Raw genomic sequence first — 16,715 nt, 5'->3', positions numbered from 1 at the left:
CCTCGACGGGAGGGGGAGGTTGGTCCGGGGTAGGGGGATGTCCGGTCCGCCGCGCTGCGTAACCATGAATCCATGAGTTGTGTCGATCGCCCTGCGCGGAGCGGGACGGCCGCAGCCCTGTCAACCGACCATGGAGAAAGTGATGTCGCAGAAAACCTACGTTGCCGGCGTCGGCATGATCCCGTTCGCCAAACCCGGCCAGAGCGGTACCTACATCGAGATGGGTGCCGAGGCGATCCGCCTGGCGCTGAAGGATGCCGGCATCGACTACAAGTTCGTGCAGCAGGCCTACGCGGGCTACGTATACGGCGATTCCACCAGCGGCCAGTCGGCGCTGTACGAAGTCGGCCTGACCGGCATCCCGGTGATCAACGTCAACAACAACTGCGGCAGCGGCTCGACCGCGCTGTACCTGGCGCGCCAGGCCGTGGAAGCCGGCATCGTCGATTGCGCCCTGGCCTTCGGCTTCGAGCAGATGCAGCCGGGCGCCCTGAAGGCGCACTGGACCGACCGCCCGATCACCTACGGCAAGGGTCACGAAACGTCCGACCGCATCTTCCCGGAAGGCATCGGCATGCCCGACGCGCTGAAGTTCTTCGGCGGCGCCGGCAAGGAGCACATGGAGAAGTACGGCACCCGCATGGAGACCTTCGCGGCGATCCGCGCCAAGGCCAGCCGCCATGCCGCCAACAACCCGCTGTCGGTGTTCAAGAAGATCGTCACCACCGAAGACGTGATGGCCGACCAGGTGATCTTCCCCGGCGTGATGACCCGCCTGATGGCCTGCCCGCCAACCTGCGGCGGCGCCGCGGCGATCATCGTTTCCGAAGCGTTCGCCAAAAAGCACGGCCTGCGTACCGACGTGACCATCCTCGCCCAGTCCCTGGTGACCGACCAGCCGGAAGCCTTCGATCCGCCGTCGATGATCAGCGTCGTCGGCGTCGGCATGACCCGCCAGGCCGCCTTCGAGGTGTACGAGAAGGCTGGCGTCGGCCCGGAAGAAATCCGCGTCTGCGAACTGCATGACTGCTTCGCCCAGAACGAACTGCTGACCTACGAAGGCCTGGGCTTCTGCCCGGTCGGCGGTGCCGAGAAGTTCGTCATGGACGGCGACAACACCTACGGCGGCCAGGTGGTGATCAACCCGTCCGGCGGCCTGCTGTCCAAGGGCCACCCGCTGGGCGCCACCGGCCTCGCGCAGTGCTTTGAACTGACCCACCAGCTGCGTGGCAGCGCGGGTGCCCGTCAGGTCGAAGGTCTGCAGCACGCCCTGCAGCACAACCTCGGCCTGGGTGGCGCCGGCATCGTGACCCTGTTCGGTCGCGGCTGATTTTCCCTTGGTTGCGCGCCCGCTAGGGTCTGTTGACGTTTAGTTCCGTCCGCGACGGAGCCTGTTTTTGCGCGGGGCAAGGCGCGAGGAGAGTGGTTTGGTCATTCCAAATGAACGACGAGCAACGCGGCACCGCTCAAAAACAGGCCCGTCCCTTCGGGTTGCGCGGCAAATGGCGCCATGCGTCGTTGCGGGACTTGGCAAGGGAACGACCATTCCCTGCGTCCCGCGCCTAGCCTGGCGCCATTTGACGCAGCAACGCGGTTCGGAACGAAACGTCAACAGACCCTATGGTGCGCATCTTTTTCTACAGGAACCAGTGAAATGGCAGACAAGAGTCTGATCGGGCGCTCGCTCGGCGTGACCACCGCCGAGCTGGAAAAGGGCCGCCTGCGCTTCTTCGCCAAGTCCATCGGCGAGACCGACCCCGTCTACACCGACGAGGAAGCCGCCCGCGCGGCCGGCTATCCCTCGCTGCCGATGCCGCCGACCTTCCTCTTCTGCCTGGAGCGGGAAGGGCGCGATACCGACCACATCATCGAAGGCGTCTACGGCTTCGATCTCGGCCGCATCCTGCATGGCGAGCAGAGCTTCACCTACCACCGCATGGCCTTCGCCGGCGACGTGCTGACCTTCGACGCGCGGGTCGCCGACGTGTACGAGAAGAAGGGTGGGGCGCTGCAGTTCGTGGTCGCCGAGACGCGCGTGACCAACCAGCGTGGCGAGCATATCGCCGACGTGTTGTCGTCCACCGTGCAGCGCTGAGGAGCCGACCATGAACATTCCCCAGTACAGCGATGTGCAGGTCGGCGACCAGCTTCCGCCTCTGACCCTGCCGCCGGTCGACCGCACCACCCTGGCGCTGTATGCCGGTGCGTCCGGCGATCACAACCAGGTGCATATCGACATCGATTTCGCCCGCAAGTCGCGTTATCCGGACGTCTTTGCCCACGGCATGCTCTCGGCCGCCTACCTCGGCCGCCTGCTCACCGCCTGGGTGCCGCAGCCGCAAATTCGCAGCCTGTCGGTGCGCTTCGTCGGCATCACCCAGCTCGGCCACATCCCGCACCTGAGCGGTCGCATCGTCGAGAAATTCGAGGTCGATGGCGAGAAGCGCGTGCGCATCGAACTGCTCTGCGCCAACCAGTACGGCGAGCCGCGCCTGACCGGCGAGGCCGTGGTGGCTTTGGATCGATAACACACGGTCTGGCGGGTTGCACCCGCCCTACACATGAACGGGCGTAGGGCGGGTGCAACCCGCCAAATGACAAGAATCTGAACAGGAACGGAACAATGAAAAAGCTCGAAGGCAAAGTAGCCCTGGTGACCGGCTCCGGTCGCGGCATCGGCCGCAGCGTCGCCCTGAAACTGGCCGCCGATGGCGCCCGCCTGGTGGTCAACGACCTCGACGCCGGCCCGGCCGAGGAAGTGGTCGCCGAAATCCGCGCCGCCGGTGGCGAAGCCGTCGCCTGCGTGGGCAGCGTGACCGCTGTCGATTTCGCCGACCGCTTCGTCAAGACCGCGATGGACAGCTACGGCACCATCGACATCATCGTCAACAACGCCGGCTACACCTGGGACAACGTGATCCAGAAGATGTCGGACGAGCAGTGGTACGCGATCATCGACTGCCACATCACCGCGCCGTTCCGCATCCTGCGCGCCGCCCAGCCGATCATCAGCGCCATGGCCAAGAAAGAGGCCGCCGAAGGCCGCGTGGTCAACCGCAAGGTGGTCAACATCTCCTCGACCTCCGCCGGCGGCAACCCGGGCCAGGTCAACTACTCCACCGCCAAGTCCGGCGTGCTCGGCATGACCAAGTGCCTGGCGAAGGAATGGGGCCGCATGAAGGTCAACGTCAACGCCGTCGCCTTCGGCCACATCGAGACCCGCCAGACCCAGCCGGTCGAGGGCGATCCGAACTACATCAACATCGAAGGCCGCGAGATCAAGGTCGGCATCAGCCCGGCCATCGTCGAGCAGTCCAAGACCATGGTCCCGCTGGGCCGTCCGGGCAACACCGAGGAAGCGGCCGGCGCCGTGTACCTGTTCTGCATCCCGGAATCCGACTACGTCTCCGGCCAGGTACTGGTCTGCGGCGGCGGCATCGGCAACGTCTGATTCAAGGCGACAGGATGGATTTCACGGGCGGCGGTCAACCACGAGACTTCTGCCCGTGGCGCCAGGGACGGCGCAGATAGCGATGGTGAGGAGGCGAAGATGAACGACCACGAATCCGCTGGGCAGATTACCCGCAGACTGCTGCATACCCGCCAGGTGCTGTGCACCGGCTACCAGCGCAGCGACGGGATGTTCGATTTCGAAGGGCACCTGGTCGACACCAAGGGCATCGACACCGAATTCGTCTACGGCACCGTGCCGGCCGGCGGCGTGCTGCACCAGATGGTCATCCGCATGACGGTCGACGAGCGCATGGTGATCCAGCATATCGAGGCGGTCACCGAAGAGGCACCGACACCCGTCTGTGCCAGCGTCAACGAGGCCTACGCCGCCCTCAAGGGCCTGCGCATCGGCTCCGGCTTCAAGAAGCACGTGGCCGAACTGGTCGGCGGAGTCGAAGGCTGCACGCACCTCACCGAACTGCTCGGCCCGATGGCCACCACGGTGATCCAGACCATGGCGCCCATCCTGCAGAAGCGCATACGCCAGCGCGCCCTGGCCGATCCCGATTTCAAGATGCCCAGGCATTGGGTCATCGGCAGCTGCCACGCCTACCACCCCGAGGGCGATGCGGCGCGGCGGGTCAGTGAATGGCGCGGCAGCGAACGGCTGATCGCGGTCGGCGGCTGAACAACAGCGCGCCAACTCCCAACAAACACAACAATGGAGAACGACATGCCACCCTTCGGAAAATGGCTGCCAAGGCTCGCCCTGGCGGCATCCATGCTGGGGGCTTCCCTCGGCGCACAGGCGGCGGACAAGCCGAACATCCTGGTGATCTTTGGCGATGATGTCGGCTACTACAACATCAGCGCCTACAACCAGGGGATGATGGGTTACGAGACGCCGAACATCGACCGTATCGCCCGTGAGGGCGCGCTGTTCACCCATGCCTATGGCGAGCAGTCCTGCACTGCGGGGCGTTCCGCCTTCGCTACTGGCGAGCATCCGTTCCGTACCGGACTGCTGACCATCGGCATGCCCGGTTCCGAGCACGGTATCCCGGACTGGGCGCCGACCATCGGCGACGCGATGAAGCAGCAGGGCTACACCACCGGCCAGTTCGGCAAGAACCACCTGGGTGATCGTGACAAGCACCTGCCGACCAATCACGGCTTCGACGAATTCTTCGGCAACCTCTACCACATGAATGCCGAGGAGGAGCCCGAGACCTACTACTACCCGAAAGACCCGGAATTCCGGAAGAAATACGGTCCGCGTGGCGTGATCCACTCCTACGCAGACGGCAGGATCGAGGACACCGGCCCGCTGACCCGCAAGCGCATGGAAACCATCGATGACGAACTGGTGCAGGCCACCGAGAACTTCATCGACAAGGCGCACAAGGCCGACAAACCCTTCTTCATCTGGTTCAACAGCACCCGCATGCACGTCTGGACGCACCTGAAGAAAGGCTCCGAAGGGCGCAGCGGCATCGGCCTGTATCCGGACGGCATGCTGGAACACGACGACCACGTCGGCCAGTTGCTGAAGAAGCTCGACGACCTCGGCATCGCCGACAACACCATCATTGTCTACACCACCGACAACGGTGCGCAGAAGGCCACCTGGCCGGATGGCGCAAGCTCGCCGTTCTACGGCGAAAAGGGCAGCAGCAACGAGGGCGGCCACCGCGTGCCGCTGTTGGTGAAGTGGCCGGGCGTGCTCAAGCCGGGCAGTCACTACAACAACCTGATCGCGCACAACGACTGGATGCCGACCCTGGCCGCCGCCGCGGGCGACAACACCCTGGTCGCCGACATGGCCAAGGGCGCGCAGCTCAACGGCAAGCAGTTCAAGGTGCATCTGGATGGCTACAACTTCCTGCCGTTCTTCAAGGGTGAAGCCAAGGACAGCCCGCGCGAGGAGTACTTCTATTTCGGTCAGGCCGGCGATCTCAACGCGCTGCGCTGGAAGGACTGGAAGATCAGCTTCGCCGAGAACGAAGGCAGCATCGGCAGCGGCAGCCGCAAGGTCACCAACTGGCCGATGATCACCAACCTCAAGGCCGACCCGTTCGAAACCGCGCGCCGCGAATCCAGCATGTTCACCCGCTGGATGGGCGACCAGATGTGGCTGTTCGTGCCGGTGCAGGCGGAAATCCAGAAGTTCATGGCGACCATTCCGCAGTACCCGTTCCAGCCCGGCGTCAGCCTCAACGCGGCCGGCATCAACTACCAGAGCCTGGCGTTGAAGCAGGCGCTGATGAAGCTGCAGGGCGCCACTCCGGCCAACAACTGATCCGACCATTCCCGGTCTTGCCGCACTCCGGCAGGGCCGGGGCGCGGTCGAGCCAGGACAACGACAGGAAGTTCCCATCATGAAACCCGCTGCTTCCAGCCGTGACAGCTACCGCCACTTCCTGCGCATCCCGACGCGCTGGATGGACAACGACGTGTACGGCCACGTCAACAACGTCAACTACTACAGCTACTTCGACACCGTGGTGAACGAGTACCTGATGCGAGCCGGCGTGCTCGATTTCGAGCGCGGCGAAACCATCGGCCTGGTGGTCGAGACCCGGTGCAACTACTTCCGCTCCATCGCCTTCCCGGACGTGATCGATGCCGGCCTGCGCGTGGCGCGCCTCGGTTCGTCCAGCGTGCGCTACGAGATCGGCCTGTTCCGCGAAGGCGAGGACGAAGCGGCCGCGCAGGGGCATTTCGTGCATGTCTACGTGGACCGCGAATCGCGCCGGCCGAAACCGCTGCCGGAAGCCATGCGCGGGGTGCTCGATCCGCTGGTTGTCGACCAGGCCTGACGCGCTTCCTCTTCAACCTCCACCTTTTGCCTTGTGGGTGCTCCAATGATCAGCAAGCTCAATGGCCTCGACGCCATGTTCCTCAACGTGGATCGTCCGCACGCGGCATCGCATTGCACGATGATCTACATCTACGACCAGTCGACCGTGAAGGGGCAGCGCCTCGGTTTCCGGGACGTCGTGCGTCATATCGAAAGCCGGCTCGATGCCTCGCCGACGTTCCGCCGGAAGATCGTGCAGGTGCCGTTCGGCCTGGGATATCCGTACTGGGTCGAGGACGATCTGTTCGACATCGATTTCCATGTCCGCCATTTCGCCCTGCCCAAGCCGGGCGACTGGCGGCAGTTCTGCATCCTGGTATCGCGCATCCATGCCCGGGCGGTGGATCTCTCCCGCGCGCCATGGGAGATGTACGTAATCGAGGGCCTGGACAACGTGGAGGGCATCCCCAAGGGCAGCTTCGCCATCCTGACCAAGACCCACCACGCCGCCACCGACGGCACCGCCGCCGCCGAACTGACCTGGGCATTGCACGATCTGGCCGGCGCCAGGGGCAAGTCGGTGCCGGTAACGGCCGCCAGGAAGACGGCAGAGGCGAAGCGTACGCGCTTCCGCTACATGGACGCCGTCACCCGCATGCTTACCGACAATGTCTCTGCCTCGGTACGCATGGCCGTGCCGCTGGCGCGCGTGCTGCCCAAGCTGGCCACCACCGGCGTGCGCAGTTTCGCCCGCTCGCTGCTTGCCGGTGACGGCGGGGCGCCGCGCACGCGGTTCAACGCGGATGTTTCGGCGAGGCGCGTCTGGGATTCGGTGACCCTGGACCTGGCCGATATCAAGCGGATCAAGAATCTCGTTCCCGGGGCCACGGTCAACGACGCGGTACTCGCCCTGATCGGCGGCGGCCTGCGCCGCTACCTGGTGGCGAAGGACGAACTGCCGGCGAAATCCCTGGTATCCCTGGCACCGGTGAACACCCGCCAGGACTCGTCGGAGAACCAGACCGCCGGCAATACGGTTTCCATGCTGCGTTTCCCGCTGGGCACAAATCTCGACGACCCGCTCGAGCGCCTGCAGGCGATCCAGGCGGCGACTTCGGAATCCAAGACGGTCCAGCAGGCCATCGGCGCCCGCGAACTCACCGACCTGCAGAAATTCACGCCGCCCGCCACGCTGGGCCTGGCTGGCCGTCTCGCCACCGCGACCGGCATGGGCGGCAAGGGCCCGGTCGTGCTGCACAACTGCATGGTGACCAACGTCCCCGGCCCCAACGTGCCGCTCTACATGCTCGGGGCGAAGCTGGTGCACTGGGGCGGCGTAGGCCCTCTGGTGGATGGCCTGTCGCTGATCTTCAACCCCACCAGCTACTGCGGGAAGCTGTTCATTTCGATGACCAGCGCGCCCAACGTCCTGCCTGACCCGGAATTCCTCTCCCGCTGCCTCAACGAGTCGTTCGAGGAGATGAGGAAGCTCACGGGGGCCGAAGGCGAGAAGACTGTGGTGGAGAAGGTGGAAGCCAAGGCGACCAAGCCACGCGCGGCGGCGAAGAAGGTGCCGGCGGCCAAGCGGGCTCGGGCGGCCAAAGTCACGGAAGCTGTCGCGGCCGAACAATCCGGCCTGGACGGCGAAGCGCCAGCGGTGTAACGGTTGGATGAAAGGGAAGGGCGCCACACGGCGCCCTTCTTTTTTATGCCCCGCAAATCTCCGAAACCCTGCTCTTGGTAGGAGCCACCGGCCTCGTAGGGTGGAAAACGGCGAAGCCTTTTCCACCATCTAGCTGATGTTCGTCAGGTGATGGGTATCGCTTCGCTCAACCCATCCTACGGAGCTGATCATCGTAGGTTGGCGCTGAGCGCAGCGAAGCCCAACATCTGCCGAGCCATGGCACCGTTGGGCTTCACTGCGTTCAGCGCCAACCTACGCGGGTTCTGGGTCTGCCACGGGGTGAGGCGAAGCCTTTTCCACCTTCAAAAGAAAAAGGGCGCCGAGGCGCCCTTTGTCATGTGCGGAGGATCGATCAGACCTGGTTGTTGGCCTGTCCGCCGTCCACCGACAGCACCGAACCGGTCATGAACGAACCGGCGTCGCTGGCGAGCAGCAGCAGGGCGCCGTCCAGTTCTTCCAGCTGGCCCAGGCGGCGCATCGGCACCTGGTTGCGGATGTAGCCCTGTCCCGCCTCGGTCTCGAAGAACTCGTCATTGATCTCGGTCTTGAAGTAGCCAGGCGCGATGGCGTTGACGCGGATCTTGTTGCGAGCCAGTTCCAGCGCCAGCGACCTGGTCAGCTGGACCACCGCGGCCTTGGCCGCGCAGTAGTGGCTGAGGTTGGCGCCGACGCGCAGGCCGAGCATCGAGGCGATGTTGACGATGTTGCCCGGCTGACCGGCCTTGGCCAGGCGCTGCGCGGCGACCTGGGCGACGCGCCAGACGCCGTCGAGGTTGGTTGCCATCATGGCGCGCCAGTCTTCCTCGGTGATATCCAGCGGGCGCTTTTCCTGGCCGATGCCGGCGTTGTTCACCACCACATCGACCACGCCGAACGCGGCTTCCGCCGCATCGAAGGCCGCCTCTACGCTTTCGCGGCTGGTGACGTCCATCGCGACGGCCAGCACTTCACGCCCCATATCACGGATTTCGCTGGCCAACTGCTCCAGGCGGTCGACCCGGCGCGCGCCAATGACCACACGAGCGCCGTACTGGGCGACAGTCCTGGCGTAATGCGCGCCAATGCCGCTGGACGCGCCGGTGACCAGAACGGTCTTGCCGGACAGGGAGAAAATATTCTTTTCCATCAGAACACCTCGAACAGGCCGGCGGCACCCATGCCGCCGCCGACGCACATGGTGATCACGACGTACTTCACGCCGCGACGTTTACCTTCCAGCAGGGCGTGGCCGACCATGCGGGCGCCGCTCATGCCGTAGGGGTGGCCGATGGCGATGGCGCCGCCATTGACGTTGAGCCTGGCCGGGTCGATGCCGAGCTTCTCGGCGCAGTACAGCACCTGGCAGGCGAAGGCTTCGTTGAGTTCCCACAGGCCGATGTCGTCGACGCTCAGGCCGTGCTGCTTGAGCAGCTTGGGCACCGCCAGCACCGGGCCGATGCCCATCTCTTCCGGCGCCAGGCCGGCAACGGCGATGCCGCGATAGGCGCCCAGCGGCGCCAGGTTGCGCTGCTCGGCCAGGCGGGCGTCCATCAGCACGCAGGCGCTGGCGCCGTCGGAGAGCTGGCTGGCGTTGCCGGCGGTGATGCAGCCGCCTTCGATGACTGGCTTCAGTTTGGTCAGGTCTTCCAGGCTGGTCTGCGGACGGTTGCCTTCGTCGAGCGACAGGCTCACCTGCTCGTAACTGACCGCGCCAGTGGCCTTGTCGGTGACCGACTTGGTCACGCTGACCGGCACGATCTCGCTGGCGAACAACCCGGCGGCCTGCGCCGCGGCGGTACGCTGCTGCGATTGCAGGCTGTAGGCGTCCTGCGCTTCGCGGCTGATGCCGTAGCGCGCGGCGACCAGCTCGGCGGTCTGCAGCATCGGCATATAGGCGTGCGGGACGTTGGCCAGCAGCTGGGCGTCGTGGAATTCATCGATCCACTGCGTGTGGCGGTTCTGCACCAGGCTGATGTGCTCCTGGCCGGCGCCGATGGTGACCTGCATGCCATCGACCATGATCTGCTTGGCCGCGGTGGCGATGGCCATCAGGCCGGAGGCGCACTGGCGATCCATGGTCTGCCCGCTGACCGACAGCGGCAGGCCGGAAGCCAGCACGCTCATGCGGCCGAGGTTCCAGCCGGCGGTGCCGGCGGGCATGCCGGTGCCCATCACCAGGTCCTCGATCTCGGCGGCTTCGATGCCGGCGCGCTCGACGGCGGCGCGGATGGCGAAGGAGGCCATGGTCGGCGAGGTGGTGTTGTTGAAGGCGCCACGGAACGCCTTGGCGATCGGTGTGCGGGCGGTGGAGAGGATGACGGCTTCTTTCATGATGGTGTCCTGTAGAGCGATTGGGTCCCCTCACCGGGAGCGGGTTGGGGGGAGGGGATGCGTGGTCGCCCTCACCACAACCCTCTCCCGGAGGAAGAGGGGGTTAATTCAGATCTTCTCGATACGGGTCTTGCCGGCGGCGACCAGGCGTTCCAGCAGCGGCGCCGGCTGGAACCACATCTCGCCGTGGCTGCCGAGTTCGTCGCGATAGCGCCGGATGCCGGCCAGCACGGTGTCCAGGCCGAGGGTCTCGGCGTAGTGCATCGGGCCGCCGACATGGCCGGGGAAGCCATAGCCGTTGATCCACACCAGGTCGATGTCGCTGGCGCGCAGGGCGATGCCTTCGTCGAGCAGCTGGATACCCTCGTTGATCAGCATGAACAGGCAGCGGTCATGGATTTCCTGGTTGGTGATATCCGCGCGGCGGGCCACGCCCAGCTCGGCGGCGACGCGTTCGGCGATCTCCACCACTTCCGGGTCGTCCTTGCGATCACGGCCTTCGTAGAGGTAGAAGCCACGGCCGGTCTTCTGGCCGTAGCGACCCAGCTTGTACAGCTCGTCGCCGAGGATGTAGTAGCTGGGATCGTTGGCGAAGGCGGCACGGTTGCCGTCGCGCACCAGGAAGTTCACATCGACGCCGGCAAGGTCGGTCATCGACAGGACGCCCATGTTCAGGTCGAGCGCGGTCAGCACGCCATCCACCTGCGCCGGCGTGGAGCCTTCCAGCACCAGGCGATGCGCCTCGCGGTTGTACGGTTCGAGCATGCGGTTGCCGATGAAGCCGAAGCACACGCCCGACACCACCGGAATCTTGCCGATGCGCTTGCCGATCTTCATGGTGGTGGCCAGCACGTCCGGTGCGGTGGCCTTGCCGCGCACCACTTCCAGCAGGCGCATGACGTTGGCCGGGCTGAAGAAGTGCAGGCCGATCACATCCTGCGGACGACGGGTGACGGCGGCGATGGCGTCGACATCCAGCGAGGAAGTGTTGGTGGCGAGGATCGCGCCCGGCTTGCACACCTCGTCGAGGGTGCGGAACACCTGCTGCTTGATCTCCATCTTCTCGAACACCGCCTCGATCACCAGGTCGGCGTCGGCCAGGTCGGCATAGCCCAGCGTGCCCTGCAGCAGCTCCATGCGCTGCTCCAGCTGCGCTTCGGTCAGCTTGCCGCGCTTGACGCTGATCTCGTAGTTCTTGCGGATCTGCGCCAGACCACGGTCCAGCGCCTCGGCTTTCTGCTCCAGCAGCGTCACCGGGATGCCGGCGTTGGCGAAGTTCATGGCGATGCCGCCGCCCATGGTGCCGGCGCCGATCACCGCGACCTTCTCGATGCTGCGCAGCGGCAGGTCGGCGTCGATCCCCGGAATCCGCCCGGCCTCGCGTTCGGCGAAGAACACATGGCGCAGCGCGGCGGATTGCGCCGAGTCCTCGGCCTGCCTGAACAGCTCGCCCTCGCGGGCCAGGCCCTGTTCCAGCGGCAGACGGCAGGACGCTTCCACCGCCGCCAGTACCAGGCGCGGGGCCAGACGGCTCTTCCAGCGCGGCTCGTTGCTGGCGCGGAAGCTGGCGAAGAAATCGGCAGGCAGGCCGGCGGCCGGCTGGGCGAAGCGCTCGGCCGGGCGGGCCGGGGCGTTGCTCGCCAGCAGCTCGGCGGCGAAGGCGCGGGCGGAGTCCAGCAGGGTTTCGGCGCTGTCTGCGAGGCGGTCGAGCAGGCCGAGTTGCAGCGCGCGGGAGGCATTGATCGGCTGGCCGGAGATCATCATGTCCAGCGCCGGCTCTGCGCCGATCAGACGCGGCAGGCGCTGGGTGCCGCCGGCACCCGGCAGCAGGCCGAGGTTGATTTCCGGCAGGCCGAGACGCGCCTTGGCCTCGCCGATGCGATAGCCGCAGGCCAGCGCCAGCTCCAGACCGCCGCCGAGGGCGATACTGCCGATGGCGGCGATCAGCGGTTTGCTCGACTGGGTCAGGCGCACGAGGATGCTCGGCAGGTCCGGCGCGGCGAAGGAGGCTTCGCTGCCGAACTCGCTGATGTCGGCGCCGGCGGTGAACAGGCCGCTGTCGCCGTGAATGACGATGGCTTGCACGTCGGCATTGGCGGAAGCGCGTTCATAGGCGTCGAGGAGGGCTGCGCGCAGCGGCTGGCCGAGGGCATTGACCGGCGGACGGGCCAGGCCGATCAGGGCGAGATTGCCTTCGACGCGGTAGTTGATCAGTGAGTTCATGTTGATCCCTTGGCGGGTTATCGATGTGTAGGGCGGGTGCAACCCGCCAATTCGTATGTGTCGGTGGCGGGTTTCACCCGCCCTACGGATTCTTTTGTAGGGTCGGCGTGAAGCGGGTCAGAACCACTCGTCCCGCATGTCGAAGCACACGCTGTTGCCCTCGCGGAGCACGCGGGCCTGGCCTTCGAGGGTGGCCAGTTCCCAGTCCATGAAGTAGCGCGCCGCCTGCAGCTTGCCGCGGTAGAAATCGGCCTCGCTGCCTTCGGCTCCGGCCTCCAGCGCTCCGCTGGCGATGCGCGCCATGCGCAGCCACAGCCAGCCGACCAGCACGCGGCCGAACACATCGAGGTACAGCGTGGCGTTGGCATGGCCAAGGGCGGCGTCGGCGCGTACCTGGTCCTGCAGTTCGGCGGTGACCTGTTCGAGGATGCCGAGGGCATCGCCGAGGCGCGCGGCCAGCGGCGCGCAGGTGGCGTCGGCGCTAACCTCGACCAGTGTGGCGTGGACCTTGGCGAGGAACAGGCGATAACCGGCGCCGCCGTTCTGGCCGATCTTGCGGCCGAGCAGGTCGATCCCGTGGATGCCTTCGGTGCCCTCGTGGATCGGGTTCAGGCGGTTGTCGCGGTAGTACTGCTCCAGCGGATATTCGCGGGTGTAGCCGGCGCCACCGAGCACCTGGATGCCAATGTCGGAAGCCATCACGCCATAGCGCGAGGGGAACGACTTGACCATCGGGATCAGCAGCTCGACCAGTTCGGCGGCGTTGCTGCGTTCGGTCTCGCTGGGCGCGCTGTGGGCGTCTTCCACCAGGCTGCTGGCGTACAGGCACAGCGACAGGCTGCCTTCGGCGTAGGCCTTCTGCTGCAGCAGCATGCGCCGCACGTCCGGGTGCTGGACGATGCGCACCTGCGGGCTGAGCGGGTCCTTGTTGCTCAGCAGGCGGCCCTGCGGGCGCTCGCGGGCGTAGTCGAGCGCATGGATGAAGCTCTGGTAGGCCAGGCACGACGCGCCGAGGGCCACGCCGATGCGCGCCTCGTTCATCATCTGGAACATGTAGGAGAGGCCCTTGTGCGCCTCGCCGACCAGATAACCCACCGCGCCGTCTTTTTCGCCGAAGCTGAGCACGGTGGAGGTGGTGTTGCGGTAGCCCAGCTTGTGCAGCAGGCCGGCCAGCGCCACGTCGTTGCGCTCGCCCAGGCTGCCGTCCGCGTTGACCAGGCGCTTCGGCACGAGGAACAGCGAGATGCCCTTGACCCCGGCCGGCGCGCCTTCGATGCGGGCCAGGACCATGTGCACGATGTTGTCGGTCAGCTCGTGGTCGCCGCCGGAGATGAACATCTTCTGGCCGAACACCCGGTAGGTGCCGTCGCCCGCCGGACGCGCGGTGGTGCGGATATCGCCCAGCGCCGAGCCCTGGCCCGGTTCGGTGAGCGCCATGGTGCCGCTGAAGCGGCCGTCCAGCATCGACGGCAGGAAGCGCTCGCGCAGTTCCGGCGCGGCGAAGCTCTTCACCAGGTTGGCGGCGCCGATGGTGAGGAACGAATAGGCCACGGTGGAGATGTTCGCCGCGTAGAAATAGGCGGTGCAGGCGCGCAGGACCACTTCTGGCAGTTGCAGGCCGCCATCTTCCGCATCGTGGTGCGCGGCGAGGAAACCGGCGTCGGCGAAGGCGTCCCAGGCAGCCTTGGTTTCCGGGATCAGGTGCACGCGCTGGCCGTCGAAGGTCGGTTCCTCGGCGTCGCCCTTGTGGTTGTGCGGCGCGAAGTATTCGGCGGCGACGGTACGCGCGGTGCGCAGGGTTTCGTCGAATACGCCGCGGTCATGCTCGGCGTAGCGCGGGCGCTGCAGCAGCGCCTCGGTGTCGAGCATTTCGTAGAGCTGGAATTCCAGCTCGCGTTCGTTGAGCAGCAGGTCAGTCATGAGGGTTCCCGTCCGGGCCGATTCTCGGGCAGTCGGCGGCGAAGTCGCCGAGATGCCGGATTTTTATCAGGCGCAGGCGGGACACCGCGTCCAACCGGGGGTGGAATTGCTGGTGGAGACGGGTGGAGAAACGGGTGGATTCAATCTGGCGGGGCGATGCGTGGGCGGCCGTCCCGCCTCGCGAGCGCCTGTGTTCTAGGCTATGGCGTATGCGTGACGGCATAACAGGACGCCGAAGATGAGCACCGTGATGATCGTCGACGAGCAGCCCGTCACCCGGCATGCGCTGCGCCTGCTGATGGACGCGGAAGGCCATGCCGTGGTGGCGGAGGTCGGCAATGGCACCGAGGCGCTGGCGTTGGCGCGCCAGCGGCGTCCGGACCTGATGATCGTTGAGCTGTCCGTTCCGGGGCTGGGTGGGCTGGACATCATCCAGCGCCTTTCCAAGCAGGCCCCCGACGTGAAAGTCCTGGTTCTCACTGCACAGAGCCCGGAGTACTTCGCTGCGCGTTGCCTGGAGGCCGGGGCGGCGGGCTTCGTCAGCAAGCAGGATGACCTCAGGCAGTTGAGCCTGGCTGTCAGGGCGCTGCTGAACGGGAACACCTACTTCCCGCGCGATATCACCCACCCGGTTTCAGGGATCGAAGGCGAGGCGGGCGCGCTGAAGGAGCTTTCCGGGCGCGAGCTGACCGTCCTGCAGATGCTGGCCCAGGGCATGGGCAACACGGCCATCGGTGCCCAGCTCCTGCTCAGCGAGAAGACCGTGGCCACCTACAAGAGCCGCATGATGCACAAGCTGCATGCGCACTCTCCCCTGGAACTCATCGATATCGCCCGGCGCAACGGACTGGTGAAGCCGGTTGGCGGTACGGAGGAGTCCCACGCTTCGCCGATGCTCGATGAGGTCCAGCAGCACGAGCTGGAACTGTTGCACAACGTGATCGACGCCATGCCCGGCACGGTGGCCGTCCGCGATACGGAAGGGCGGATGGTGATGTGCAACAGGCAGTACCTGGAAGAGTTCGATGTCCGGCTGGAGGACGTCATCGGCCGAAAGATCCATGAGACCGATGTATTCGACGGGGAAAACACCCGATTCTTCCATGACGGCATGGTCGCCGCGATCAAGCGTGGCGAACCCTATTGCGAAGATGTCGTGTTCAACATCAAGGGCAGTCGAAGACTCCTGCGTCACTGGGGGCAGCCGTACCGCGACAGCAGTGGCGAGGTGGTAGGACTGATTTGCGGGAACCTGGATATCACCGATCAGGACATGGCGCTGCTCGACCTGCAGAAGCTGAACAGGAGTCTCGAAGAGGCCAGCCGGGAGAAGCTGGCCTTTCTCTCGTCCGTTACCGCGGAAATGAGCGGACCGCTGAACAGCATCGCGGCCATGCTCGAACTCGCCCGCAATCAGGCGGACCGGCAGAAACAGGACGAGGTGCTCGCGGTTGCCGATGCCGCCGCAAAAAGCCTGCAGAAAACCCTCGATGACTTCCGCAGCTTCCTGCGACTGGAAGCAGGTAGCCACCCGCTGAACCCCGAGTCCCTGAACATCGAAACGCTGCTCCGTGAAAAAGTGGCGGATTACGCAGCCATTGCCGAGGGAAAGGGACTGCAACTGGAGCTGAACACTCTGGGAGCCCGGCATCCGGATGTCTGGGTCGACAGGGACGCGTTCCGCCGCATAGCCGAGAGCCTGCTGGCCAACGCGCTGAAATTCACCGACGTGGGCAAGGTCCTGGTGGAGCTGAAGGCCGGTGGCCGGGGGAAGGGGCTTACCGAGGTCGTCCTGTCGGTGAGGGATAGCGGAATCGGCATTCCGCTTGCCGAGCAGAAGCAGGTCTTCGAGCTGTTCAGGCAAGGCACCGACAGCCAGAGAATCCGGCGCGGCGGCAGCGGAACCGGCCTGGCGATCTGCAAGCGCCTCGTCGACTTGCTGGGCGGCTCGATGGAGCTGGAAAGCAGCCCGGGGGAGGGGACCTGCATGACGGTCAGGCTGATGCTGCCGGCGGTGCGGTAGGGGTTAGATGGGTATCGCTTTGCTCGACCCATCCTACGGGTGACGCTACGTAGCATCCTGGCTACGTGGCTGGGTCATAGCTCGCGTAGGTTGGTGCTGAACGTAGTGAAGCCCAACGATGGCGATGTTGGGCTTCGCGTTGCTCAGCGCCAACCTGCGGTGGGCAATGCAGCCCGTAGGAGCGAGCTCTGCTCGCGAAGCTTTTGCGGGGCCGAGGTTCGCGAGCAGAGCTCGCTCCTACGGTCACATCCTGGCGTTGGGGCTTTGGGCGACGCGGAGTTCGCCTGTAGGCGATCCCCTAC

13 protein-coding genes are annotated in these 16,715 nt (G+C 65.6%); 9 read left to right on the top strand and 4 right to left on the bottom strand.

Annotated features, from left to right (window positions below; genetic code table 11):
- The first annotated feature begins 142 nt into the window (after nt 1-142).
- The 8 genes from JFY56_RS02370 (at nt 143) to JFY56_RS02335 (ending at nt 7,916) form a co-directional block, all read left to right on the top strand.
- A complete protein-coding gene (locus tag JFY56_RS02370) occupies nt 143-1,330 on the top strand; it encodes a lipid-transfer protein (RefSeq protein ID WP_208311872.1) in 1,188 nt (395 codons plus the stop codon).
- A 324-nt stretch (nt 1,331-1,654) separates the two neighbouring features.
- The gene (locus tag JFY56_RS02365; protein ID WP_208311871.1) at nt 1,655-2,095 is read left to right on the top strand and encodes a MaoC family dehydratase N-terminal domain-containing protein; all 441 of its coding nucleotides are present in this window, start codon (nt 1,655-1,657) and stop codon (nt 2,093-2,095) included.
- 10 nt (nt 2,096-2,105) lie between these two features.
- Nucleotides 2,106-2,528, top strand: a complete 423-nt coding sequence (locus JFY56_RS02360) for a MaoC family dehydratase (protein ID WP_208311870.1) — start codon at nt 2,106-2,108, stop codon at nt 2,526-2,528.
- Between the two features lie 95 nt (nt 2,529-2,623).
- A complete protein-coding gene (locus JFY56_RS02355) occupies nt 2,624-3,451 on the top strand; it encodes an SDR family NAD(P)-dependent oxidoreductase (RefSeq protein WP_208311869.1) in 828 nt (275 codons plus the stop codon).
- A gap of 99 nt (nt 3,452-3,550) precedes the next feature.
- Complete coding sequence (locus JFY56_RS02350) at nt 3,551-4,141, top strand: DUF2889 domain-containing protein (RefSeq protein WP_208311868.1); 591 nt, start codon at nt 3,551-3,553, stop codon at nt 4,139-4,141.
- Nucleotides 4,142-4,186: 45 nt separating this feature from the next.
- The gene (locus JFY56_RS02345; RefSeq protein ID WP_208311867.1) at nt 4,187-5,752 is read left to right on the top strand and encodes an arylsulfatase; all 1,566 of its coding nucleotides are present in this window, start codon (nt 4,187-4,189) and stop codon (nt 5,750-5,752) included.
- Between the two features lie 79 nt (nt 5,753-5,831).
- Nucleotides 5,832-6,272: an acyl-CoA thioesterase gene (locus JFY56_RS02340; protein WP_208311866.1), complete on the top strand. Its 441-nt coding sequence runs from the start codon at nt 5,832-5,834 to the stop codon at nt 6,270-6,272.
- A gap of 45 nt (nt 6,273-6,317) precedes the next feature.
- Entirely contained in the window at nt 6,318-7,916 is a 1,599-nt protein-coding gene (locus JFY56_RS02335) for a WS/DGAT/MGAT family O-acyltransferase (protein ID WP_236032394.1), read from the top strand.
- Between the two features lie 373 nt (nt 7,917-8,289).
- Here the strand turns inward: JFY56_RS02335 and JFY56_RS02330 are convergent, their stop codons facing one another.
- The 4 genes from JFY56_RS02330 to JFY56_RS02315 form a co-directional block, all read right to left on the bottom strand.
- On the bottom strand, nt 8,290-9,063 hold the full coding sequence (locus JFY56_RS02330; protein ID WP_208311865.1) for an SDR family NAD(P)-dependent oxidoreductase: 774 nt from the start codon (nt 9,061-9,063) through the stop codon (nt 8,290-8,292).
- Nucleotides 9,063-10,247, bottom strand: a complete 1,185-nt coding sequence (locus JFY56_RS02325; RefSeq protein WP_208311864.1) for an acetyl-CoA C-acyltransferase — start codon at nt 10,245-10,247, stop codon at nt 9,063-9,065. The genes JFY56_RS02330 and JFY56_RS02325 overlap by 1 nt, the downstream gene beginning before the upstream one ends.
- Before the next feature lie 108 nt (nt 10,248-10,355).
- The gene (locus tag JFY56_RS02320) at nt 10,356-12,470 is read right to left on the bottom strand and encodes a 3-hydroxyacyl-CoA dehydrogenase NAD-binding domain-containing protein (RefSeq protein WP_208311863.1); all 2,115 of its coding nucleotides are present in this window, start codon (nt 12,468-12,470) and stop codon (nt 10,356-10,358) included.
- Between the two features lie 117 nt (nt 12,471-12,587).
- Nucleotides 12,588-14,390 (bottom strand): acyl-CoA dehydrogenase, encoded by a 1,803-nt coding sequence (locus tag JFY56_RS02315; protein ID WP_208311862.1) that lies wholly within the window; start codon nt 14,388-14,390, stop codon nt 12,588-12,590.
- Nucleotides 14,391-14,628: 238 nt separating this feature from the next.
- On the opposite strand from JFY56_RS02315, the gene JFY56_RS02310 reads away from it, so the two are divergent.
- Entirely contained in the window at nt 14,629-16,413 is a 1,785-nt protein-coding gene (locus tag JFY56_RS02310; RefSeq protein ID WP_208311861.1) for an ATP-binding protein, read from the top strand.
- Nucleotides 16,414-16,715: the final 302 nt, after the last annotated feature.

Source organism: Pseudomonas schmalbachii, assembly GCF_017589465.1.
In the GTDB taxonomy this organism is placed as follows: Bacteria; Pseudomonadota; Gammaproteobacteria; order Pseudomonadales; family Pseudomonadaceae; genus Pseudomonas; species Pseudomonas schmalbachii.
The sequence above is the reverse complement of the archived record's forward strand: the minus strand, read 5'-3'. Positions and strand labels throughout refer to the sequence as shown.

Bases quoted from the DNA above. Each gene is read 5' to 3' on its own strand.
- JFY56_RS02370 (WP_208311872.1), top strand. From the start codon at position 143: ATGTCGCAGAAAACCTACGTTGCCGGCGTCGGCATGATCCCGTTCGCC.
- JFY56_RS02365 (WP_208311871.1), top strand. From the start codon at position 1,655: ATGGCAGACAAGAGTCTGATCGGGCGCTCGCTCGGCGTGACCACCGCC.
- JFY56_RS02360 (WP_208311870.1), top strand. From the start codon at position 2,106: ATGAACATTCCCCAGTACAGCGATGTGCAGGTCGGCGACCAGCTTCCG.
- JFY56_RS02355 (WP_208311869.1), top strand. From the start codon at position 2,624: ATGAAAAAGCTCGAAGGCAAAGTAGCCCTGGTGACCGGCTCCGGTCGC.
- JFY56_RS02350 (WP_208311868.1), top strand. From the start codon at position 3,551: ATGAACGACCACGAATCCGCTGGGCAGATTACCCGCAGACTGCTGCAT.
- JFY56_RS02345 (WP_208311867.1), top strand. From the start codon at position 4,187: ATGCCACCCTTCGGAAAATGGCTGCCAAGGCTCGCCCTGGCGGCATCC.
- JFY56_RS02340 (WP_208311866.1), top strand. From the start codon at position 5,832: ATGAAACCCGCTGCTTCCAGCCGTGACAGCTACCGCCACTTCCTGCGC.
- JFY56_RS02335 (WP_236032394.1), top strand. From the start codon at position 6,318: ATGATCAGCAAGCTCAATGGCCTCGACGCCATGTTCCTCAACGTGGAT.
- JFY56_RS02330 (WP_208311865.1), bottom strand. From the start codon at position 9,063: ATGGAAAAGAATATTTTCTCCCTGTCCGGCAAGACCGTTCTGGTCACC.
- JFY56_RS02325 (WP_208311864.1), bottom strand. From the start codon at position 10,247: ATGAAAGAAGCCGTCATCCTCTCCACCGCCCGCACACCGATCGCCAAG.
- JFY56_RS02320 (WP_208311863.1), bottom strand. From the start codon at position 12,470: ATGAACTCACTGATCAACTACCGCGTCGAAGGCAATCTCGCCCTGATC.
- JFY56_RS02315 (WP_208311862.1), bottom strand. From the start codon at position 14,390: ATGACTGACCTGCTGCTCAACGAACGCGAGCTGGAATTCCAGCTCTAC.
- JFY56_RS02310 (WP_208311861.1), top strand. From the start codon at position 14,629: ATGAGCACCGTGATGATCGTCGACGAGCAGCCCGTCACCCGGCATGCG.